General features: G+C 68.9%; 20 protein-coding genes. 10 read left to right on the plus strand and 10 right to left on the minus strand.

Features of this window, described 5'->3' with window-relative positions:
• Positions 1 to 64 precede the first annotated feature (64 nt).
• Positions 65 to 2,185, minus strand: a complete 2,121-nt coding sequence (gene uvrC, locus AB7E83_RS19115) for an excinuclease ABC subunit UvrC (RefSeq protein ID WP_428572299.1) — start codon at positions 2,183 to 2,185, stop codon at positions 65 to 67.
• Positions 2,186 to 2,207: 22 nt separating this feature from the next.
• Here uvrC and earP point away from each other — a divergent pair, with 22 nt between their 5' ends.
• From earP to AB7E83_RS19135, 4 genes are all read left to right on the plus strand, one after another.
• The gene (gene earP, locus AB7E83_RS19120) at positions 2,208 to 3,248 is read left to right on the plus strand and encodes an elongation factor P maturation arginine rhamnosyltransferase EarP (protein ID WP_428572300.1); all 1,041 of its coding nucleotides are present in this window, start codon (positions 2,208 to 2,210) and stop codon (positions 3,246 to 3,248) included.
• A 97-nt stretch (positions 3,249 to 3,345) separates the two neighbouring features.
• Positions 3,346 to 3,900 (plus strand): elongation factor P, encoded by a 555-nt coding sequence (gene efp / locus AB7E83_RS19125; RefSeq protein ID WP_428572302.1) that lies wholly within the window; start codon positions 3,346 to 3,348, stop codon positions 3,898 to 3,900.
• 89 nt (positions 3,901 to 3,989) lie between these two features.
• Positions 3,990 to 4,766 (plus strand): heme-dependent oxidative N-demethylase subunit alpha family protein, encoded by a 777-nt coding sequence (locus AB7E83_RS19130; protein WP_428572304.1) that lies wholly within the window; start codon positions 3,990 to 3,992, stop codon positions 4,764 to 4,766.
• Entirely contained in the window at positions 4,766 to 5,644 is an 879-nt protein-coding gene (locus AB7E83_RS19135) for an AEC family transporter (protein ID WP_428572306.1), read from the plus strand. The genes AB7E83_RS19130 and AB7E83_RS19135 overlap by 1 nt, the downstream gene beginning before the upstream one ends.
• A gap of 6 nt (positions 5,645 to 5,650) precedes the next feature.
• Here the strand turns inward: AB7E83_RS19135 and AB7E83_RS19140 are convergent, their stop codons facing one another.
• Positions 5,651 to 6,325 carry a hypothetical protein gene (locus AB7E83_RS19140; protein ID WP_428572308.1) on the minus strand — a complete coding sequence of 225 codons (675 nt, stop codon included), beginning with the start codon at positions 6,323 to 6,325 and terminating at the stop codon, positions 5,651 to 5,653.
• 69 nt (positions 6,326 to 6,394) lie between these two features.
• Here AB7E83_RS19140 and AB7E83_RS19145 point away from each other — a divergent pair, with 69 nt between their 5' ends.
• Complete coding sequence (locus AB7E83_RS19145; protein WP_428572310.1) at positions 6,395 to 7,258, plus strand: TIGR00730 family Rossman fold protein; 864 nt, start codon at positions 6,395 to 6,397, stop codon at positions 7,256 to 7,258.
• Here AB7E83_RS19145 and AB7E83_RS19150 read toward each other — a convergent pair.
• The 4 genes from AB7E83_RS19150 to AB7E83_RS19165 are packed head-to-tail and all read right to left on the minus strand — an operon-like array spanning position 7,236 to position 12,172.
• Positions 7,236 to 8,384, minus strand: coding sequence for an MFS transporter (locus AB7E83_RS19150; protein WP_428572312.1), 1,149 nt, complete (start codon positions 8,382 to 8,384; stop codon positions 7,236 to 7,238). The genes AB7E83_RS19145 and AB7E83_RS19150 overlap by 23 nt on opposite strands.
• Before the next feature lie 7 nt (positions 8,385 to 8,391).
• The gene (locus AB7E83_RS19155; protein ID WP_428572364.1) at positions 8,392 to 9,747 is read right to left on the minus strand and encodes a DNA recombination protein RmuC; all 1,356 of its coding nucleotides are present in this window, start codon (positions 9,745 to 9,747) and stop codon (positions 8,392 to 8,394) included.
• Complete coding sequence (locus AB7E83_RS19160) at positions 9,747 to 10,739, minus strand: 2-hydroxyacid dehydrogenase (RefSeq protein WP_428572313.1); 993 nt, start codon at positions 10,737 to 10,739, stop codon at positions 9,747 to 9,749. The genes AB7E83_RS19155 and AB7E83_RS19160 overlap by 1 nt, the downstream gene beginning before the upstream one ends.
• A gap of 20 nt (positions 10,740 to 10,759) precedes the next feature.
• Positions 10,760 to 12,172: a sodium:proton antiporter gene (locus AB7E83_RS19165; protein ID WP_428572315.1), complete on the minus strand. Its 1,413-nt coding sequence runs from the start codon at positions 12,170 to 12,172 to the stop codon at positions 10,760 to 10,762.
• A gap of 144 nt (positions 12,173 to 12,316) precedes the next feature.
• Between AB7E83_RS19165 and AB7E83_RS19170 the strand changes: the two genes are divergently transcribed.
• On the plus strand, positions 12,317 to 12,529 hold the full coding sequence (locus AB7E83_RS19170) for a CsbD family protein (protein ID WP_428572317.1): 213 nt from the start codon (positions 12,317 to 12,319) through the stop codon (positions 12,527 to 12,529).
• Positions 12,526 to 12,966, plus strand: a complete 441-nt coding sequence (locus AB7E83_RS19175; RefSeq protein WP_428572319.1) for a hypothetical protein — start codon at positions 12,526 to 12,528, stop codon at positions 12,964 to 12,966. Before AB7E83_RS19170 ends, AB7E83_RS19175 begins: the two co-directional genes overlap by 4 nt.
• 15 nt (positions 12,967 to 12,981) lie before the next feature.
• Here AB7E83_RS19175 and AB7E83_RS19180 read toward each other — a convergent pair whose 3' ends face one another.
• From AB7E83_RS19180 to AB7E83_RS19190, 3 genes are read right to left on the minus strand one after another with little or no spacing between them, the layout of a single operon-like run.
• Entirely contained in the window at positions 12,982 to 13,710 is a 729-nt protein-coding gene (locus tag AB7E83_RS19180) for a nitroreductase (RefSeq protein ID WP_428572321.1), read from the minus strand.
• On the minus strand, positions 13,707 to 14,144 hold the full coding sequence (locus AB7E83_RS19185) for an acyl-CoA thioesterase (protein WP_428572323.1): 438 nt from the start codon (positions 14,142 to 14,144) through the stop codon (positions 13,707 to 13,709). The genes AB7E83_RS19180 and AB7E83_RS19185 overlap by 4 nt, the downstream gene beginning before the upstream one ends.
• Entirely contained in the window at positions 14,141 to 15,070 is a 930-nt protein-coding gene (locus AB7E83_RS19190; protein WP_428572325.1) for a histone deacetylase family protein, read from the minus strand. The genes AB7E83_RS19185 and AB7E83_RS19190 overlap by 4 nt, the downstream gene beginning before the upstream one ends.
• A 155-nt stretch (positions 15,071 to 15,225) precedes the next feature.
• On the opposite strand from AB7E83_RS19190, the gene AB7E83_RS19195 reads away from it, so the two are divergent.
• Positions 15,226 to 15,780, plus strand: coding sequence for a phasin family protein (locus AB7E83_RS19195; protein ID WP_428572327.1), 555 nt, complete (start codon positions 15,226 to 15,228; stop codon positions 15,778 to 15,780).
• A gap of 183 nt (positions 15,781 to 15,963) precedes the next feature.
• Here the strand turns inward: AB7E83_RS19195 and AB7E83_RS19200 are convergent, their stop codons facing one another.
• The gene (locus AB7E83_RS19200; protein WP_428572329.1) at positions 15,964 to 18,210 is read right to left on the minus strand and encodes a heavy metal translocating P-type ATPase; all 2,247 of its coding nucleotides are present in this window, start codon (positions 18,208 to 18,210) and stop codon (positions 15,964 to 15,966) included.
• 131 nt (positions 18,211 to 18,341) lie between these two features.
• Here AB7E83_RS19200 and AB7E83_RS19205 point away from each other — a divergent pair, with 131 nt between their 5' ends.
• Both AB7E83_RS19205 and AB7E83_RS19210 read left to right on the plus strand, forming a co-directional pair.
• A complete protein-coding gene (locus AB7E83_RS19205; protein ID WP_428572331.1) occupies positions 18,342 to 19,391 on the plus strand; it encodes an extracellular solute-binding protein in 1,050 nt (349 codons plus the stop codon).
• Positions 19,392 to 19,498: 107 nt separating this feature from the next.
• Positions 19,499 to 20,257, plus strand: a complete 759-nt coding sequence (locus AB7E83_RS19210) for a 3-hydroxyacyl-CoA dehydrogenase (protein WP_428572333.1) — start codon at positions 19,499 to 19,501, stop codon at positions 20,255 to 20,257.
• Positions 20,258 to 20,264 lie beyond the last annotated feature (7 nt).

Genomic DNA, 20,264 nt, shown 5'->3' on the forward strand with positions numbered 1-20,264 from the left:
GCGTGGTACGCGAAGCGACGGGCGTGGGGACAGTCATCTGGGGGGATTCTGCATGAATGTCCGATCAGTGCAGCGCGCGGTAGATTTCTTCGGCCAGTTCGCGCGACACGCCTTCGACGGTCGCGATGTCTTCCACGCTCGCCGCCGCGACGCCCCGCACGCCGCCGAATCGCTGCAGCAGGCGGGCCCGCTTCTTCGCGCCGATGCCCGCGATCTCCTCCAGCCGGCTGCCGCCCACGCGCACCTTCGCCCGGCGCGCGCGCATGCCCGTGATCGCGAACCGGTGCGCCTCGTCGCGGATCTGCGCGACGAGCATCAGCGCGGCGGAGTCGCGACCGAGATACACCTTCTCGCGCCCGTCGGCGAAGACGAGTTCCTCCAGGCCGACCTTGCGGCCTTCGCCCTTCTCCACGCCGACGATCACGGACAGGTCGAGCCCCAGTTCCGCGAACACCTCGCGGGCCATGCTCACCTGCCCCTTGCCGCCGTCGACGAGCACGAGGTCGGGCAGGCGCTCGGCGCCGCCGGACGTGGCGCGCTTCTTCTTCGCGCCCGACGCCTCCACGTCATTCCCGCGAAGGCGGGAATCCAGGGCTTCCACAGCATCGGCGAGCGGCGGCTCCTCCGACGATGCACCCTCCGCCGCCAAGGCTTCGGCCGCATCCCCCGCCTCCACGCTGTCCGGCGGCGTCGCATCCGGCGTGTCCGGTCCCGCCTGCGCGAGCCGCGCATAGCGCCGCGCGAGCACCTGGCGCATCGCCGCATAGTCGTCGCCGGGCGTGATGCCGTCGATGTTGAAGCGGCGGTACTCGCGGTTGACCATCCGGTGGCCCTGGTAGACCACGCACGAGGCCTGCGTCGCCTCGCCCGCCGTGTGCGAGATGTCGAAGCACTCCACGCGGAAGGCATCGAGGTCGTCGGGCGCGAGATCGAGCGCTTCGACGAGCGCGCGCGTGCGCGCCTGCTGCGAGCCCTCCTCGGCCAGCAGGCGCGCGAGCTGCAGCCCGGCGTTCTTCTGCGCCATCTCGAGCCAGAGACGCCGCTGCTCGCGCGGGTTGTGGACGGCGGCGATCTTCACGCCCGCCTGCTGCGACAGCGCCGCGACGAGTTCCCGCGCGACCGGTTGGCTCGTGATGAGCGCGGGCGGCACGGGCACGCCGATGTAGTGCTGCGCGATGAACGCCTCGAGCACCTGCACCTCGACCGGCTGCGCCGTCGCCGCGTCCACGGCATCGTCGAACTCCTGCATTGCCGTCGCGTCCTCGACATGGCTCGGGAAGTACGCGCGGTCGCCCAGGTGCCGCCCGCCGCGCACCATGGCGAGGTTGACGCAGGCCTTGCCGCCCTGCACGCGCACCGCGAGGATGTCGACGTCCTTGTCCGAATCCGTCTCCACCGACTGCTGGTGCAGCACCTTCGACAAGGCGCTCACCTGATTGCGGAGTTCCGCCGCCTGCTCGAATTCGAGCTTCTCCGCGTGCGCCATCATTCGCCGCTCCAGCGTCGAGAGCACCTGCTGCGTCTGCCCGTTGAGGAACGCTTCCGCATTCGCCACGTCGTGCCGGTAGTCCGCGGGCGCGACGAGGTTCACGCAGGGGCCCGAGCAGCGCTTGATCTGGTACAGCAGGCACGGCCGCGTGCGGTTGGCGAACACGGTGTCCTCGCACGTGCGCAGGCGGAACACCTTCTGCAGCAGCTGGATGGATTCCTTCACCGCCCACGCGCTCGGGTACGGGCCGAAGTAGCGGTGCTTGCGGTCCACCGCGCCGCGGTAGTAGGCGACGCGCGGGAAGTCGGCGGCCCCGGCGGCCTTGCGGGCGGCGTCGGCGCCCGCCTTGTCCGCAGTGCCCGCCGTGCCCGTGATCTTGAGGTAGGGGTAGCTCTTGTCGTCGCGAAACAGGATGTTGTAGCGCGGCGCGAGCGTCTTGATGAGGTTGTTCTCGAGCAGCAGCGCCTCGGCTTCGGAGCGCACCGCCGTCGTTTCGAGCCGCGCGATCTTGCCGATCATGTGCCCGATGCGCGTGCCACCGTGGTTCTTCTGGAAGTAGCTGGAGACGCGCTTTTTCAGGTTGCGCGCCTTCCCCACGTAGAGCACGCCGCCTTCGGCGTCGTAGTAGCGGTAGACGCCGGGCAGCGCGGGCAGCGCCGCCACCTGGGCGAGGAGTTCGTCGGAATGGCCGGACATGTCCACCCTATTATCGGGAGGCATGTTGTTCGATGTTTTTTGCCGCGTGATCGACAACCACGGCGACGTGGGGGTCTGCTGGCGCCTGTGCCGCGAACTGGGCGAACGCGGCCATGCGGTGCGGCTGTGGATCGACGATGACTCGGCGCTGGCCTGGATGGCGCCCAAAGGCCACCCCGCCGTCACCGTCATTCCCGCGAAGGCGGGAATCCAGGGCGTCCGCGTTGAAACCCCAGGCGATGTCGTCATCGAAGCCTTCGGCTGCGAACTCCCCGGCGATTTCATCCACGCCATGGCCGGGCGCGGCTCGACGTGGATCAATCTCGAATACCTCAGCGCCGAGCCCTACGTCGAACGCAGCCACGGCCTGCGCTCTCCCGTGCGGGACGGCCTCGACAAGTTCTTCTTCTACCCCGGCTTCACGCCGCGCACTGGCGGCCTGCTGCGCGAGCAGGATCTGGCCGCGCGCCAGGCGGCCTTTGTCCGCCCTTCGAGCGACGAGCGCCGCGTGAGCCTCTTCTGCTACGAGCCCGCCGTGCTCGACGGCCTGCTGCGGCAACTCGCCGGCGCCTCCGTGAGCACCCGCCTGCTCGTCACGGCCGGACGCGCGCACGCCGCCGCTCGCGCCGCCATCGCGCGACTGGACGCGCTCGAACCCGGCTGGAACGCAGGGGGACAACTCATCGCAGAGTGGCTGCCGCTGCTCAGCCAGCGGAGCTACGACGAACTCCTGTGGACGTGCGATTTCAACTTCGTCCGCGGCGAGGACTCGCTCGTTCGCGCGCTGTGGGCCGGCCGGCCCTTCGCCTGGCAGCTCTACCCCCAGGACGACGGCGCGCATTTCGCCAAGCTCCGAGCCTTCCTCGACTGGCTGCAGCCGCCCCCGGCGCTGCGCGACCTGTTCCTGGCGTGGAACGGCGCTCCCGGTGCGGAATTGCCGGACTTCGATCCACCGGCCTGGCAGGACGCCGCACAGGCGGCACAGGCGGCGCGGGACCGCGCGCTCGCGCTGCCCGAACTCGCGGGCGCTCTCCTACGGTTCGCGGATCGGGGTAGAATCTAGGGCTTTGCGCAGGAGCCAAGACCGAGCTTCGCGACCTGCGCCCCACCTGCCGCCGGTGACGCCAACCCCCTAGCGGCTCTCCTCGACTGACACGCTTATGAAAATCGCTCAAGAAATCCGCGCCGGCAACGTCATCATGAACGGCGGCAACCCCTGGGTCGTGCTGAAGACGGAATATTCGCGCGGCGGCCGCAACGCCGCCACCGTGCGCATGAAGCTCAAGAGCCTGCTGAACAACCAGGGCACCGAAGTCGTCTTCAAGGCCGACGACAAAATGGACCAGATCATCCTGGAGAAGAAGGACTGCACGTACTCCTACTTCGCCGACCCCATGTACGTCTGGATGGACGGCGAGTACAACCAGTACGAGGTCGAGAAGGAGAACATGGGCGACGCGCTCAACTACCTCGAAGAGGGCATGCCCGCCGAGGTCGTGTTCTACGAAGGCAAGGCCATCTCCGTGGAGCTGCCCACCAGCGTCGAGCGCGTGATCACCTGGACGGAGCCGGCGGTCAAGGGCGACACCTCGGGCAAGGTGCTCAAGCCCGCCAAGATCGCGACCGACTTCGAAGTCGGCGTGCCGATCTTCGTGGCGCAGGGCGACAAGATCGAAATCGACACCCGCACCGGCGAATACCGCCGCCGCGTCTGAGAAGCCGAGTCGGGCAGGCGGCACAATCCGGGCTCCGCAGGGAGCTTGCCGAAAGGGCTCCCCAGGGAGCCCTTTTTCTTTTCCGCTCGATGGATTTCGACTTCGCGCACATCGCCGTACCGTTTCGCATGCAGCCGGGGCTGCGCAAGCTCGCGCGCGGCGCGGCGCGGCTCACGCCGCTGGCGCCGGCGAGCGCGCTGCGCGCCGAGAAGCAGCGCGTGCTGGAGGCGGGCGCATCGCGGCTCGCCGTGCCGGGGTTCGATGCGGCGCCCGCGCTCGAAGCCATCCACGACGTCCACCCCTACGACGGGCCGCTCGAACTCGCGTTCGAGGAAGACTTCGCGGTGCTCGACGGCGCCGACACCACCCTGCCCTGGCTGTGCGTGTGCGTGCCCTCACACTGGGCGCCGGAAGAAAAGATCGGTCTGCCGTTCGCGGCCGTGCATGCGCCCGTGGCGGACAACGCGACGCTGCTCGCCGCGTCGCGCCAGCTGGTGCGGCTGGCCACGAGCGGCGACGAGTTCGAGCGCTTCGTCTGGACCGTCACGCCCTCGGGCCGCTACGACCAGCACCCCCGCCGGCACGCCCGCGAGCCCTGGCCTGCGGCCGATGACGCGAAAGCCTTCGCCGCTCGCTGCCATCTCCGCGCGGAGCGCCAGGCCTTCTTCCCGGTGGGACGGGGCACGCGTCAGGCCGTGTTCACGATCCGCGTCATGCTGCAGCCGCTTGCCGAGGCCGTCGACACGCGCGAGAAGGCCGCTCGCCTGCACGACTCGCTTGCCTCGATGAGCGAGGACGTGCTCGCGTACAAGGGCCTCGCGCCGGCGCGCGAACCGCTGCTGCGCTGGCTGGAAGGACAACGCTGATGGAGCTGCTCTGGCGCATCGCGCAGGTCATCATCCCGGTCTTCCTGATCGTGGCGCTGGGCTTCCTCTATTGCCGGCGCGCGCAGCCCGACCTGCGCGGCTTCAACCGCGTCGTGCTGGACGTGCTCACGCCGCTGCTCGTCTATACCGGCCTCGCTTCCCGGGAGTTCCGCATCGCCGAGCACGGCACCCTGCTCGTGGGCGGCGCGCTCCTCACGCTGTTCGCGGGCGTGCTGGCCTGGGGCCTGTCGCGCGCGACCCGCACCGACCCCCGCACGCTCGTGCCGGTGGTGATGTTCTCCAACTCCGGCAACATGGGCCTGCCTCTGGCACTGCTCGCATTCGGCCCCGCCGGTTTCGGCGCAGCGGTGGCGCTTTTTTCCATCAGCAACATCATCCATTTCTCGCTCGGCGCGCGCATCACGAGCGCGCACGCCTCCACGCGAGAGCTGCTGCTGAGCCCGATGATGATCGCGAGCGCGCTCGGCTTCGCGAGCGCCGCGATCGGCGTGCGGCCGCCCGACGTGGTTTTCACGGGCATGAAGATGCTCGGCGACGCGATGCTGCCGCTCATGCTGTTCTCGCTCGGCGCGCGCCTCACGATGCTGAAGCGGGAAGACATTCCGCGCGGGCTGCTCGGCGCATTCGCGCGGCCGGTCATCGGACTCGCGGTCGGCCTGCCGCTGGCGTGGGCCCTCGGACTCGAAGGCGCGGCGCGCGCGCAGTTGCTGCTGTTCGCGGCGCTGCCGCCGGCCGTGATGCAGTTCCTGCTGGCCGAGCGCTACGAGCAGGAGCCCGAGCGCGTGGCGGCGATGATCCTGCTGGGCAATGCGCTCGCGGTCGTGTTCGTGCCGCTGGCGCTGGCGATCTCGCTGTAGCTCGCCTCAGAGTACCCGCCGCGACAGCAGCACGGTGAACACGACCATGATCGTGACCGCCGTCCCGGCGATCGCGATCCAGACCGTGCGCGTGCTCGCGGCGGCGGGCTGAAGCGGCACGGGCCGGCTCTGGGGTTCGGGCCAGGGCGTCGCCTCCGGCAGCCACTTCACGAAATCCGCCGCCAGTTCCGGCGAAAAGAAGTCGAGCGCGAGCCGCTGGCAGTCCTGCGCATCGTCGCCATCTGCGTGCAGCCACAACTCCACCGCCGAGCCGTGCACGCGCCGGTGCCGGATCGAGCGCAGCGGAATCTTCACGCGGTCCTCGCGCCAGCCGAAGACCCGCCGGAAGCGTCCCGCGAGCCGCAGCACGTCGGTCTGCACGCGCGTTTCGACCTCGCCGCGGAACCGCGGAATGGCCAGGCCGCGGCCGCGCAGGCCGAGCAATGCGCTGGAGAACGTGGCCTGGACGAGCGAGAAGCTGCCGCTGCGCGCGGCCTGGAACGCGGGATCGGACGGGTGCATCCTCAGCAGGTCCGACACGGCGAGACGCGCCCCCTGGTCGTCCACGAGCACATCGAAGCTCGCGAGCGTGTCCTTGATGCGCATGCCGACGATCGTGCGGCGGTCGTAGGGTCCGACCTGCCTGTCTCCCAGGATGACGTGATACTGCGGTTCGGCCAAGGAATTCGTTTCCTGCGTTCGACTTTCGGTGGAGGATAACGGAGACCCCGTTGGGGCGACAATCGCGCGATGTCTTCCACGCGCAACATTCACGACCGCCGCCTCTCGGATGCATGGGCCACGCTCACGGCGCATTCGCACGGCGGATTGCCGCTCGACCCCGACGCCAGCCGCCTCGCATTCGCCGACCCCGAGTTCCTGCTGCGCCGCGAGACGCGCGGCATCCGCTTCCAGCTCGAGCTGCTCAAGCCCGACCTCGAACAGGCCGCCCACGGCATCGAAAACACCATCGTGGTGTTCGGCAGCGCCCGCTTCCGTAGCGCCGAGGAAGCCGCCGCGCTCGTGAACGCGGCGGAGACGGCGGGCGACGAAGCGCAGATCCGCCGCGCCCGCGCGCTCGCGCGCAACTCGCATTACTACGAGAAGGCGCGCACCTTCGGCCGGATCGTCGCCGAGTACAGCGACGGCAAGGAGCCGCGCGACAAGCTCTTCGTTTGCACGGGCGGCGGCCCGGGCATCATGGAGGCCGCCAATCGCGGCTCGCACGAAGGCGACGGCATGAGCGTCGGCCTCGCGATCGCGCTGCCGATGGAGGAGGCGCCGAACCACTATGTGACGCCGGCGCTCTCGTTCCGCTTCCACTACTTCGCGCTGCGCAAGATGCACTTCATGATGCGCGCGAAGGCGCTCGTGGCTTTCCCCGGCGGCTTCGGCACGCTCGACGAGCTCTTCGAGGTCATCACGCTCGTGCAGACGCGCAAGGCGAAGCAGGTGCCCATCGTGCTGTTCGGCGCCGAATACTGGAAGCGGCTGATCGATTTCGACCTGCTCGTCGAAGAGGGCGTGATCTCGCCCGACGACCTGGCGCTGTTCACCTTCGCCGACGCGCCCGAGGATGCGTGGACCGCGATCAGGACTTTCTATCGTCTCTGAGCAGCCAGGCGACCCGCGAGCCGCCGAGCACCCACACCCCCACCGCCCAGAACACGCCCGCCACGCCGACGGCGGCGCCCGCCGCGCCGAACAGCAGCGGCATGGTCACGCTCGACGCCTGGATCACCATCATGCGCAGGCCGACGGCCTCGCCGTGGCGGTGCTCGGGCGTGATCTGGTGCAGCATGCTCATCACCATCGGCTGGACGCAGCCGAGGGCGACGCCGAGCAGCACGGAGCACAGGCCCATCGCGAGCGGCGTCTGCAGGAGCGGGTAGATGCCCAGCAGCACGCCCGTGGCGATCATCGCGCCGAAGATCAGCGCCCATTCGCGCAGGAAGGCCGCGACCATCGGCAACACGACGCGGATCAGTCCCGCGGCGATGGCGAACGCGCCCAGCAGCGTGCCGATCACCGAGGCGGAAAATCCGCGCTCGTGCCCCAGCACGGGCACCACGAAGGTATGCACGTCCCAGCAGGACGACAGGAACCAGTTGACGAGGAGCACGCGGCGGAAGGTGGTGTCGCGCAACAGGTCCCATGCGCGCGGCCGTCGCTCGCCCGGCGGCTGGATGACCGGGGGCAACTCCGTGGCACGGCGCATCGCGAGCCAGGTGGCGATCGGCAGCAGCGCCATCGCCAGGAAAGCGGCGCGAAAACCGGCGCCGTCGATCAGCAGGCCGGCGATGAAGGGGCCGAAGAAATTCGAGAACGCCGGGCCGATGGCCAGCCACGAGAACACCTGCTTGAGCTGCGTCGGCGTCTGCGCGGCGCGCCCCGCATGCCGTTGCAGTGCGATGACCGACGAACCCGTCGCCCCGCCCGTGAGCAGCGCACTCACGCACAGGACGGGAAAGATGGGCCAGATCGCAGCGAGTCCCGCGCCCGCCGCCGCGGCGATGACGGCGTAGCGAACCGGACGCTTGAGGCCGTGGCGGTCCGCGTAGCGCCCCGACGGCAGGGCGAGGAAGACCTGCGTCAGCGCGAAGAGCGCGATCAGCACGCCCACGGCCACTTCGCTGTAGCCCTGCCGCAGCGCCTGCAGCGGCGCGGCCAGGCGCATGCCGGCCATGCAGGCATGGGTCAGCGACTGTCCCGCGATCAGCAGGATCAGCTCGCGGGACATGCCGCCTTCAGTTTTCTGCGTCGTCACCGGGGACTTCCGTTTCGTCGGCCTGCGGCAGCAGGGACCGGGATTGCGTCTCGGGCAGCGCCTCGACCGCCTTGAGCGCGCGCCGCATCTGCCGGGTCCGCGTGTCGGCGCGGTCGATGGTGTCGGACGCCTTGTGGACCTGCTCGCGGATGCGCGCGACCCATTCGCCATAGCGCTCGAACTCGGTCTTGACCGCGCCCAGCACCTTCCACACCTCGGAGGCCTGCTGTTCCAGCGCGAGCGTGCGGAAGCCCATGTGCAGGCTGTTCAGCATGGCGAGCAGCGTCGTGGGGCCGGCGAGCGTGACGCGGTGGTCGCGCTGCAGCTGGTCCATGAGCCCCGGCCGGCGCAGCACCTCGGCATAGAGGCTCTCGATGGGCAGGAAGAGGATGGCGAAGTCGGTGGTATGCGGCGGGCTCAGGTAGCTCTCGCGGATCGTGCGGGCTTCATGGCGGATGCGCGCTTCGAGCGCGCGGCCCGCGCTGTCGGCCGCGGCCTGGTCCGCGCGCTCGTGCGCGTCGACCAGCCGCTCGTAGTCCTCGCGCGGAAATTTCGCGTCGATGGGCAGCCACACCGGCGCGCCCTCGGCGCTGCGGCCGGGAAAGCGGATCGCGAAGTCGACGCGCTGGTTGCTGCGCGGGCGCGTCTCCACCTGCTTCGCGTACTGCTCCACGGTCAGCACCTGTTCGAGCAGCGCTTCGAGCTGCACCTCGCCGAACATGCCGCGCGTCTTGACGTTGGTCAGCACGCGCTGCAGGTCGCCCACGCCGTCCGCCAGTTTCTGCATCTGGCCGAGGCCCTGGTGGACTTGCTCCAGCCGCTCGGCGACCTGCCGGAAGCTTTCGCCCAGCCGCTGCTCGAGCGTCGACTGCAGCTTCTCGTCGACCGTCCTGCGCATCTCCTCCAGCTTCGCGGCGTTGGTCTGCTGCAGGATGGCGAGCTGCGCTTCGAGCGTGCCTCGCACCTCGGCGATGCGGCGCGCGTTCGATTCGGACAATTGCTGCAGCTGCTCGGCGATGGTCCTGTGCAGCAGGGTCAGCTGCTGCGCGAAGGCATCGATCTGCGCGTTCTGCGTGCGCGTGGCCTCGGCGCCCTGCTTGACGATGGCCTCCTGAAAGGTCGCCAGCGTGTGCGTGAGTTCGGTCCGCGCGCCGCGCGAGGACTCGCTGATCTCGCGCCGCAGCTCGCGCTCGAGCCGTTCGCTGGCCGCCAGCAGTTCGACGCGCATCGCATCCTGCGATGCGGCGGCGGGGCGGCGCACCAGCAGCACGACCAGGACGACGAGGTTCGCCGCGGCGAGCACACCCGCCAGCGCGAGGGCGACCCCGGCGTCGATCAAGCCGCCGCCTTGCCCAGCACCTGCGGATTCAGCGGCGTGAGCGGCTTGCCGTGGACGAGGAAGCCGATCAGGTTGTCCGCGGCGAGGTTCGCCATCGCCAGGCGCGTGGGCATCGTCGCGCTCGCGATGTGCGGCGTCAGCACGACGTTCGGAACCGTCAGCAGATCCGGATGCACCTTCGGCTCGCCCTCGTACACGTCGAGTCCGGCGGCCGCGATGCGCCGCTCGCGCAGCGCGCGGGCCAGCGCCGCGTCGTCCACGATGCCGCCGCGCGCGATGTTGACGAGCGTCGCGGTCGGCTTCATCGAGGCGAGCTCCGCCTCGCCGATGGTGTGATGCGACTGCGGCGTGTAGGGCAGCACGAGCACCACGTGGTCGGCCGTGCGCAGGAGTTCCTCCTTGCCCACCCAGGTCGCCTTGCATTCGGCTTCGAGCGATGCTTCCAGCCGCGAGCGGTTGTGATAGATCACCTTCATGCCGAAGCCGTGCGCGCCGCGCTTCGCGATGCCCTGCCCGATGCGGCCCATCCCCAGGATGCCGAGCGTGCTGCCATGCACCTCGGTGCCCGCGAACATGTCGTAGCGCCAGCGGTCCCATTGGCCGGAGCGCAGGAAATGCTCGCTCTCCGTCACCCGGCGCGCGGTCGCCATGAGCAGCGCGAAGCCGAAGTCCGCCGTGGTCTGCGTCAGCACGTCGGGCGTGTTGGTCGCGAGCACGCCCCGCGCCGTCATCGCGGCGATGTCGAAGTTGTTGAAGCCCACGGCCATGTTCGCGCAGATCCTCAGCTGCGGGCACGCGGCCAGCAGTTCGGCGTCGATGGCCTGCGTGCCGGTCGTGAACACGCCGGCCTTGCCCTGCAGGCGCTGGATCAGCTCGGCGCGCGTCCACTGCGCGTCGTCCTGATTGGACTCGACTTCGAAATGCGCGGCGAGCCGCTCGAGCGTCTCGGGAAAGACGGCGCGGGTCACGAGGATGGGGAGTTTGTTCATGGAACTGCCGGAAGTGGGGTTCATCGGAACCAGATGAAGGTCATGGCCACGAACAGCGGAACGAGCACCGCGCCGGACCAGGCCATGTAGCCGAAGAAGCCCGGCATTTTGACACCGCGGCTCTCGGCGACGGCCTTCACCATCAGATTGGGCGCGTTGCCGATATAGGTGTTCGCGCCCATGAAGACCGCGCCCGCGGAAATCGCGGCGAGCGTCGCCGCGTGCGTCGTCATGAGCGTGGCCGCGTCGCCGCCGGCCGTGTTGAAGAAGACCAGATAGGTCGGCGCGTTGTCGAGAAAGGAGCTGAGCGCGCCCGTCGCCCAGAAATACATCGCCGGATCGGGGCTGCCGTCGGGCCGCGTCACCGCGGCGACGATGGGGCCGAAGGGGCCGGACGTCCCGGCGCGCAGCATCGCGATCACGGGAATGATCGTGAGGAAGATGCCCGCGAACAGCTTCGCGACCTCGGCCATCGGCGCCCAGTCGAACTGGTTGGTTTCATGCACGCGCCGCGGCGTGACCTTCAGCGACACGAGGGTCACGAGGATGAGCCCCGCGTCGCGCACGAGCCCGGGCAAGCCGACGGGCGTTCCGAAGACGTCGAAGGCGATGGGCGACTTCCACAGCCCGCTCATCAGCACCAGCGCGACGACCGCGCCGAGCAGCCAGAAATTGCGCGCGCCATCGAAGCCGATGCCGCGCGTGTCCGGCGTCGGGTCGCGCGGCAGCAGTTCCTCGCGCCGATGCCAGTAGTACGAATCCAGCGCGAAGAAGATCGCGAGCAGCGCGCCGACCAGGAACAGCGTCTCGGGGAAGATCTGGCGCACGGTCCAGAAGAACTCCACGCCCTTGAGGAAGCCGAGGAAGAGCGGCGGGTCGCCCAGCGGCGTGAGCGAGCCGCCCGCGTTGGACACGATGAAGATGAAGAACACGAAGACGTGCGCGCGGTGCCGGCGGTTGTCATTCGCGCGGATGAGCGGGCGCACCAGCAGCATCGACGCGCCCGTGGTCCCCATGAAGCTCGCGAGCACGGCGCCGATGGCGAGCACGGCCGTGTTGAGGCCCGGGCTGCCGTGGAGGTTGCCGCGGATGAAGATACCCCCCGAGACCGCGAAAAGCGCCGCAAGCAGGATCACGAACGGGATGTATTCGGCCACGAGCGCATGCACGACGCTCGCCGCGGCGAGGGGCGCGCCGAAGGCGAGCGCGAATGGCGCGAGAAAGGCGATCGACCAGGCCGCCGCGACCTTGCCGAAATGGCGGTGCCAGAAGTGCGGCGCGAGCAGCGGCATGAGGGCGATGGAAAGAAGCAGCCCGGCGAAGGGAATCCCCCAGGAAGCGGCAAGCCGGGCGCCGTCGATTTCCGCGGCCTGCGCGGGCACGCAGGCGAACAGCGCGGCCGCAAGGGCCGTTGCAGGTAGTGGATTGCGCAAAGCCGTGTCTCCTCGGCGTGGAGCATACCGAGTGCGCCGCCCCCCCGTCGAGCCTGTAGGCCCAGGCCTACGCCAGCTTGCGCGGCGCCCGCATGTCGCCGAAGCGGCGAGCCGCCTACCGTAGAGGCATTGGAGGCAGCCGCCATGAACCAGGATCGCATCGAGGGCCGCTGGAAACAGCTCAAGGGCAAGCTGCGCGAGCGTTGGGGCAAGCTCACCGATGACGACATCGACGTGATCGCGGGGCGACGCGACCAGCTGCTCGGCCGCATCCAGCAGCGCCACGGCATCGCCCGGGACGAGGCGGGTCGGCCTGCACAGGCCCGGGAGAGCCGGCAACCGGACACGTCGAAATGAACGGCCCCGTCCTCCTCGCCCTCGCGGCGGCCGCCTGGCTCGCGGCCCAGGATGCGAACGCGATGTCACAGGCCGAATACAAGGCGCAGCGGGCTCGCGTCCAGGCGGCCTATGCCACGGCGAAGGACCGTTGCACGTCCGTGCAGGGCAGCGTCCGCGTCTGCGATGCCGAGGCACGGCGCGACTACGACATCGCGCGCGCGGATCTGCGGGCGCGGTACCGGCCGACGCCGAACAACATGGAGAAGGCGCAGCGCATGAAGGCCGATGGCGAATTCCGGGTCGCCGTCGAGAAATGCGGCGACCTTCGTGACGGCGCGAAGGCGCTGTGCCAGGAAGAAGCGAAGACGAAATGGAAATCGGCGAAGGGCGAAGCCCTTGCCGAACGGGCCGAGCACCGCAAGCAGGCCCGCCTGGAAAAGAGCCAGCGCCCCTGAAGCGCGGGCGGCGCCCTATTCGAGCCAGCGCGTGAAGTTCGCGACCGGCTCGCGCGGCGTGTGGAAGCGGTTCACCGGCGCGGCGAGGTCGGCGTAGCCCAGCGACATCCCCGTGAGCAGCAACTGGCTGTCGGGGATGCCGGCATGCGCCTTCACGATCGTGCCGTAATCCAGCCACGCCGCCTGCGGGCAGGTATGAAGGCCGTGCCCGCGTGCCGCCACCATCACGTTCTGGATGAACATCGCCGCGTCCATCAGCGAGCCGCGGCCGAGCACCTTGTCGATGCTGAACATGAGGCCCACGGGCGCGTCGAAGAACTCGTAGTTGCGCTGGTGCTGCGCATGCATTTTTTCCTTCTCGCCCCGCTGGATGCCCAGCAGGCCGTAGAGGCCCCAGCCGTTCTCGCGGCGGCGGTCGATGAAGGGCGAGGTCCACTTCTCGGGGTAATAGTCGAAGTCCTCTCGATAGCGTGCCGCGGCCGCCGGGTTCGCCTGCACTTCGTCGTGCGCCGCGCAAACCTTGCGCGAGAGTTCGTCGCGACTCGCGCCTTGCAGCACGACCACGTTCCACGGCTGCGTGTTGGTGCCCGAAGGCGCGCGGCTCGCCACCCTCAGCAGCGACTCGATCAGCTCGCGCGGCACCGGCTTGTCGCGCAGGAACGCGCGGCAGGAGAAGCGGCTTTCGATGGCGGCATCGACGCTCGCGGCGTCGCTCACCTGGGTTTCGACCTGGCTCGTCGTCATTTCAGTGTCTCCAGCACGGACTTGAGTTTTTCGGGAAGCGGCGCGGGACGGCGGGTCTGCCGGTCCACGTAGACGTGGATGAAGTGGCCGCTCGCGGCGCACAGCGTATCGTCGGCGCCGAAGAGGCCGACCTCGTAGCGCACGCTCGAACTGCCCACGCGCCCGACACGCAGGCCCGCCACGACATCCTGCGGGAAGGCGAGCGGCGCGAAGTAGTTGCACCGGGTTTCGACGACGAGGCCGATGACCGCGCCGCCATGGATGTCGAGCGCGCCCTGCTCGATGAGGTGCGCATTCACCGCCGTGTCGAACCAGCTGTAGTAGACGACGTTGTTGACGTGGCCGTAGACGTCGTTGTCCATCCATCGCGTTCCGATGGTGCGGAAGACGCGGTAGGCGCTGCGGGATTCGGGCTCGGGGCGGGCGTCGCTCATCGCGCGCGATTGTGCCAGCGTGCCGCGTACCGGGCCGCGACGCGGAAGGTGTTGACCTGCGCCTGCACCGTGTCCTCCAGCCGTTCGCCGTAGCCGCCGGCCATCGCGAACGCGAGCGGCACGCCGCGCTCCCACGCCCAGTCGAACACGCGGCGGTCGCGCGCCTCCAGGCCGTCGAACGTGAGCTTCAGCCGCCCGAGCCGGTCGCCCTCGTGGGGGTCGGCGCCCGCGAGGTAGAAGACGAGTCCGGGGGAGAACCGCGCATCGAGTTCGGCCAGCGCGACCTCGAGTGCGTGAAGGTACTCGTCGTCGCCGCAACCGTCGGGCAGGTCGACGTCGAGGTCGCTCGCCTCCTTGCGGAACGGAAAATTCTTCGCGCCGTGCAGGGAGAGCGTGAAAACGGAATCGTCGCCGCGAAAGACGTGCGCCGTGCCGTTGCCCTGGTGAACGTCGAGGTCGACGATGGCGACGCGCAGCGGCCTGGCGCGCGTGCGCGACCATTCCGCCTGCATCAGCCGCGTCGCCACGGCCGCATCGTTGAACACGCAGAAGCCCCCGCCCCGGTCCGCATAGGCGTGGTGCGTGCCGCCCGCGATGTTGCCGGCTACACCCTCCGTGAATGCGGTGCGTGCCGCCGCGATGGTGGCGCCGACCGAGCGGCGCGCGCGCTCGGCCATGGCGAGGCTCCACGGGAAGCCGATCTCGCGCATGACCCTGGCGTCGACGGAGCCGTCGGCAATGCCCGCGATGTAGGCCGGCGTGTGGACCAGCGCGAGCTCGCCATCGGACGCGGGATGCGCCGCCTCCAGCATGACCGTGGGCAGTTCGGCCGCGAGGCGGTCGCGCAACAGGCGGTACTTGCCCATGGGAAATCGATGTCCCGGCGGCAGAGGCAGGACGAACTGATCCGTATGGAAGACCCGCATCCCCCGAATTTAGACCCGCGACCCCAATTTGTTGCATTGCAGCAAAAAATGCTTGCAATGCATCTCGACGACCCTATACTTCGATCCATGCTGCACTGCAACAAGAGTGCGGTGCAAGCCCCGAACCCTTGTCGAACTCACTGGAGATACCCACCATGCTGACCGCTGAACAAATCGTCGCCGCCCAGAAGGCCAACCTCGAAACCCTCTTCGGCCTGACCACCCGTGCGTTCGAAGGCGTCGAGAAGCTCGTCGAGCTGAACGTCACCGCTTCCAAGGCCGCGCTGGTCGAAGCCGCCGGCACCGCCCAGGCCGTCCTGAGCGTCAAGGACGCGCAGGAACTGCTGGCCCTGCAAGCCGCGCTGTTCCAGCCCCTCGCCGAAAAGACCGCCGCCTACAGCCGCCACCTGTACGACATCACGTCGTCCACGGGCGCCGAGTTCGGCAAGGCCTTCGAAGGCCAGTTCGGCGACGTGCAGCAGAAGTTCCTGGCCGTCGTGGACAACGCTTCCAAGAACGCCCCGGCCGGCTCCGAGACCGCCGTCGCCGTGTTCAAGAGCGCCGTTGCCGCCGGCAACAACGCCCTCGAGTCCGTGCAGAAGGCCGTGAAGCAGGCGACCGAAGTGGCCGAAGCCAACTTCAACGCCGTTGCGAACACCGCCGTCAACGCCGCCAAGACCACGACGGCCAAGGCCAAGCGCGCCGCCTGATACCAAAGCCTTCCGACCGGCGGCCTTCTGGAGGCCGGTCTCTACCCAACACGAGGCGTCTCGTCGATACTGCGGTTCACGAACCCCAGGTTCCACAGGTTGTCTCCTCGGGTCCTTTCGAAACCTCCAGAGGTTCAGGGATCCTTCCAAGCCCCAGTTCTCGAACTGGGGCTTTTTTTATGCTCACGACGCGCGGCCCTTCCAGCGGCGCAGGGTCAGCGCATTGGTCACCACGCTCACCGACGAGAACGCCATGGCCGCGCCCGCGAGCATCGGGCTGAGCATGCCGAACGCCGCGAGCGGAATTCCCACCACGTTGTAGAAGAAGGCCCAGAAGAGGCCCTGGCGGATCTTCGCGTAGGTCCTGCGCGAAATGTCGATCGCGTCGGCGACGAGCCGGGGGTCGCCCCGCATGAGCGTCACACCGGCCGCGTGCATCGCGACCTCGGTCCCCGTCGACATCGAGAAGCCGACATCGGCGGCGGCCAGCGCCGGCGCGTCGTTGATCCCGTCGCCCACCATCGCCACTTTCGCTCCGCCCTTGCGCAGTTCCGCGACGATGTCGGCCTTGTCCTGGGGCAGCACCTCGGCGCGGACCTCGTCGATCCCGAGTTCGTGCGCGACCGCGCGCGCCGCACCGCGGTTGTCGCCCGAGAGCATGGCGGACTTCACGTCGATGGCACGCAGCGCGTCGATGGCTTCGCGCGCCGTGGGCTTGACGACATCGCCGAAGGCCAGCAGGCCGAGCAGCGTCGGCGCGGCCGTCGTGTCGGCCAGCCACGAGACCGTTCGGCCTTCCGCTTCGAGTTGCGCGGCGCGTGCCGCCAGCGGCGAGAGATCGACACCCAGTTCGCGCATCCAGCGGCTGCTGCCCAGTCGCAATTCGCGACCTTGCGCCAGGGCCGACATGCCGCGGCCGGCGACGGCGCGGGCCTCCCGGGCCGGCACGACCGCGAGCGACGACTGCGAAGCCGCCTCCATGACCGCCTTGCCGAGCGGATGCTCGCTGCCGGACTGCACGGCCGCAGCCGCGGCCAGGAGTTCATCCGCGGTGCCGGTCGCGGGCTCGTACGCGGCAAGACGCGGCTTGCCCTCGGTCAGCGTGCCGGTCTTGTCGAAGGCGACCACTCGCACCTCGTGGGCGATCTCGAGCGCTTCGGCGTCCTTGATCAGGATGCCGCGGCGCGCGGCCACGCCGGTGCCCGCCATGATGGCAGTGGGCGTCGCGAGCCCCAGGGCGCAGGGACACGCGATGACGAGCACCGCGACGGCATTGAGGATGGCCTGCTCCCAGTCGCGCGCCGCGACGCCCCAGCCGATGAGCGTCAGCAGGGCCAGACCGATCACGACCGGCACGAAGACCTCGCTCACGCGGTCCACCAGCCGCTGGATCGGCGCCTTTTTCGCCTGCGCCGACTCCACCATGCGCGCGATGCGCGACAGCGTGGACTCGGCGCCCACCGCGGTCGCGGTCACGAGCAGAAGCCCTTCCGCGTTCACCGAGCCGCCCACGACCTTGCTGCCCTGCGACTTCGCGACCGGCAGGCTCTCGCCGGTGATCAGCGACTCGTCGACGTGCGTCGAGCCTTCGACGACGTGGCCATCGACCGGGATGCGCTCGCCGGGCCGCACGACGACCATTTCGCCGAGCTTCACCTGCGCGGCAGGCACTTCCATGTCGACGCTGCCGCGCCGCACGCGTGCGACATCCGGGCGCAAGGCATTCAGGGCGCGGATGGCCTCCGTCGTCTGCCGCTTGGCCCGGCCTTCGAGCCATTTGCCGAGCAGCACCAGCGTGATGACGACGGCGGATGCTTCGAAGTACAGGTGCGGCGCCCCGCCGTGCCCCGCGTGCCCCGCACCCCGGACCAGCAGGTAGATCGACATGAAATAAGCCGCCGAGGTGCCCAGGGCCACCAGCAGGTCCATGTTGCCGGCGCGCGCCTTCACCGCGCTCCAGGCCGAGCGATAGAAGCGAGCGCCCAGCCAGAACTGCACGGGCGTGGCCAGCGCGAACTGCCACCACCCGGGCAAGGCCCAGTCGGCGCCGAAGGCCATGCCCAGCATCGGAAACACGAGGGGGAAGGAGAGCAAGCCTGCCACGGCGACAGGCCACCACGGCGGCAGCGCCTGACCGACCGCCGCCTGCGCGGCGGCGTCGCCAGGGTCGGTCGGCGGCACGGTCGCCGCGTAGCCTGCCTTCTCCACGGCGCCGACCAGGCGCGGCAGCATCTCGTCCGCCTCGCCGACGAATCGGACTTCGGCCTTCTCGGTGGCGAGGTTGACCTCCGCCGAGACCACGCCGGGCGTCTTGTTCAGCGCCTTTTCCACCCGGGACACGCACGAGGCGCAGGTCATGCCGACGATATCGAGGCTCAGCGATTCCTCGGCCGGCGGATTCAGCATTTCGGAGTGGATTGCGGTGTTCATGGCAGCATGTTCGAGCCTGCCATGATGGAAAGGTCAAGTCTTTGACAAATATCGACCCACTCACAAACGAAGTCGATACAATTGAGAATGATTCGTGTTCTTCTACACGACCGTCCTCAAGGATTTCCTCGATGATCAAGAAAGCCTTCGGCATTGCCGGCGCTCTGGTCCTGCTCTCCGCCTCCTGCCCGGCCATGGCGCAGGAGCGGGTGCTCAACCTCTATTCGGCACGCCACTATTCAACCGACGAGGCGCTCTACGCGAACTTCACCAAGGCGACCGGCATCAAGATCAACCGCGTCGACGCGGACGATGCGGGCATCCTGGCCCGGCTGAAGGCGGAAGGCGCGGCCTCCCCCGCCGACGTGATCCTGCTCGTGGACGCGGTGCGCCTGCACAAGGGGGAGGCCGACGGCCTCTTCAAGCCGATCAAGTCGCAGGCGCTCGAAGCCGCGATCCCCGCGCAATACCGCGCCAGGCCGACGGCCGAAGGCACCACCTGGTTCGGCTTTTCCACGCGCGCCCGCGTCGTGCTGTACGACAAGATCAAGGTCAAGCGCGAGGACGTCGACACCTACGAGGAGCTCGCCGACCCCAAGAACAAGGGCCGCATCTGCATCCGCTCGGGCTCGCACCCGTACAACCTCTCGCTCTTCGGCGCCGTCACCGAGCATTTGGGCGAGCAGAAGGCCGAGGCCTGGCTCAAGGGCGTGGTGGCGAACCTCGCGCGCGACCCCAAGGGCGGCGACACCGACCAGATCAAGGCCGTGGGCGCGGGCGAATGCCAGGTCGCCGTGAGCAACACCTACTACATCGCGCGACTGCTGCGTTCGAACAATCCCGAGGACAAGGCGCTGATGGAGCGCGTGGGCGTGGTGTTCCCGAATCAGGCGACCTGGGGCACGCACGTCAACATCGCGGGTGGCGCGGTCGCGAAGAACGCGAAGAACACGGCCGCCGCGGTGCGATTCCTGGAGTACCTCGCGAGCAGCGAGGCGCAGAACCACTTCGCCAACGGCAACAACGAGTGGCCCACGGCCCGGGGCGTGAAGGTGAGCAACCCCGCGCTGCAGGGCATGAGCGGCGGCGGCGATTTCAAGGCCGAGACGATTCCGCTCGCCGCCATCGGCGCGAACCAGGTGAAGGTGCAGCAGATGCTGGACCGCGTCGGATTCAAATAACGGACGTTTCCCTTTCGCCCGTCTTCGGCCCGCTTCGGCGGGCCGTTTCGTTCCCGTTTCGTTGTGCCCGATAATTGACGTTGACGTAACGTCAATCAGGAGAAGACATGGACATCCAAGGCAAGGTATTCATCGTGACCGGCGGCGCTTCGGGCCTCGGCGAAGGCACGGCGCGCATGCTCGCCGCGGCGGGCGGCAAGGTCGTCATCGCCGACATGCAGGTCGAGAAGGGCGAAGCGGTCGCGCGCGAGATCGGCGGCGCATTCGTGAAGTGCGACGTGACGCAGGAGGCCGACGGCCAGGCGGTCGTCGCCAAGGCCACCTCGCTCGGCAAACTGATGGGGCTGGTCAATTGCGCTGGCATCGCGACCGCCGAGCGCACCGTCGGGAAGACGGGGCCGCACAACTTCGCGCAGTTCTCGCGCACCGTCACGATCAACCTGATCGGCAGCTTCAACATGATCCGCCTCGCGGCCGATGCCATGTCGAAGAACGAGCCGGAGTCGACCGGCGAGCGCGGCTGCATGATCTCGACCGCCTCGGTCGCGGCGTACGACGGCCAGATCGGCCAGGCGGCTTACAGCGCGTCCAAGGGCGGCGTGGTCGGCATGACGCTGCCCATCGCGCGCGACCTGGCCCGCAACGGCATCCGCAACATGACGATCGCGCCCGGTATCTTCGGCACGCCCATGATGTTCGGCATGCCCAAGGAAGTGCAGGAGTCGCTCGCCGCGAGCGTGCCCTTCCCTTCGCGACTCGGCACGCCGGAAGACTACGCGAAGCTCGCGAAGCACATCTTCGAGAACGACATGCTCAACGGCGAGGTGATCCGCCTCGACGGCGCGATCCGGCTCGCGCCGAAGTAATCGCCGG

The sequence above is a fragment of the Ramlibacter sp. genome (genome assembly GCF_050250995.1).
GTDB lineage: Bacteria > Pseudomonadota > Gammaproteobacteria > Burkholderiales > Burkholderiaceae_C > Ramlibacter.

Bases quoted from the DNA above. Each gene is read 5' to 3' on its own strand.
- uvrC (WP_428572299.1), bottom strand. From the start codon at position 2,185: ATGTCCGGCCATTCCGACGAACTCCTCGCCCAGGTGGCGGCGCTGCCC.
- earP (WP_428572300.1), top strand. From the start codon at position 2,208: ATGTTGTTCGATGTTTTTTGCCGCGTGATCGACAACCACGGCGACGTG.
- efp (WP_428572302.1), top strand. From the start codon at position 3,346: ATGAAAATCGCTCAAGAAATCCGCGCCGGCAACGTCATCATGAACGGC.
- AB7E83_RS19130 (WP_428572304.1), top strand. From the start codon at position 3,990: ATGGATTTCGACTTCGCGCACATCGCCGTACCGTTTCGCATGCAGCCG.
- AB7E83_RS19135 (WP_428572306.1), top strand. From the start codon at position 4,766: ATGGAGCTGCTCTGGCGCATCGCGCAGGTCATCATCCCGGTCTTCCTG.
- AB7E83_RS19145 (WP_428572310.1), top strand. From the start codon at position 6,395: ATGTCTTCCACGCGCAACATTCACGACCGCCGCCTCTCGGATGCATGG.
- AB7E83_RS19150 (WP_428572312.1), bottom strand. From the start codon at position 8,384: ATGTCCCGCGAGCTGATCCTGCTGATCGCGGGACAGTCGCTGACCCAT.
- AB7E83_RS19160 (WP_428572313.1), bottom strand. From the start codon at position 10,739: ATGAACAAACTCCCCATCCTCGTGACCCGCGCCGTCTTTCCCGAGACG.
- AB7E83_RS19170 (WP_428572317.1), top strand. From the start codon at position 12,317: ATGAACCAGGATCGCATCGAGGGCCGCTGGAAACAGCTCAAGGGCAAG.
- AB7E83_RS19175 (WP_428572319.1), top strand. From the start codon at position 12,526: ATGAACGGCCCCGTCCTCCTCGCCCTCGCGGCGGCCGCCTGGCTCGCG.
- AB7E83_RS19180 (WP_428572321.1), bottom strand. From the start codon at position 13,710: ATGACGACGAGCCAGGTCGAAACCCAGGTGAGCGACGCCGCGAGCGTC.
- AB7E83_RS19185 (WP_428572323.1), bottom strand. From the start codon at position 14,144: ATGAGCGACGCCCGCCCCGAGCCCGAATCCCGCAGCGCCTACCGCGTC.
- AB7E83_RS19190 (WP_428572325.1), bottom strand. From the start codon at position 15,070: ATGCGGGTCTTCCATACGGATCAGTTCGTCCTGCCTCTGCCGCCGGGA.
- AB7E83_RS19195 (WP_428572327.1), top strand. From the start codon at position 15,226: ATGCTGACCGCTGAACAAATCGTCGCCGCCCAGAAGGCCAACCTCGAA.
- AB7E83_RS19200 (WP_428572329.1), bottom strand. From the start codon at position 18,210: ATGAACACCGCAATCCACTCCGAAATGCTGAATCCGCCGGCCGAGGAA.
- AB7E83_RS19205 (WP_428572331.1), top strand. From the start codon at position 18,342: ATGATCAAGAAAGCCTTCGGCATTGCCGGCGCTCTGGTCCTGCTCTCC.
- AB7E83_RS19210 (WP_428572333.1), top strand. From the start codon at position 19,499: ATGGACATCCAAGGCAAGGTATTCATCGTGACCGGCGGCGCTTCGGGC.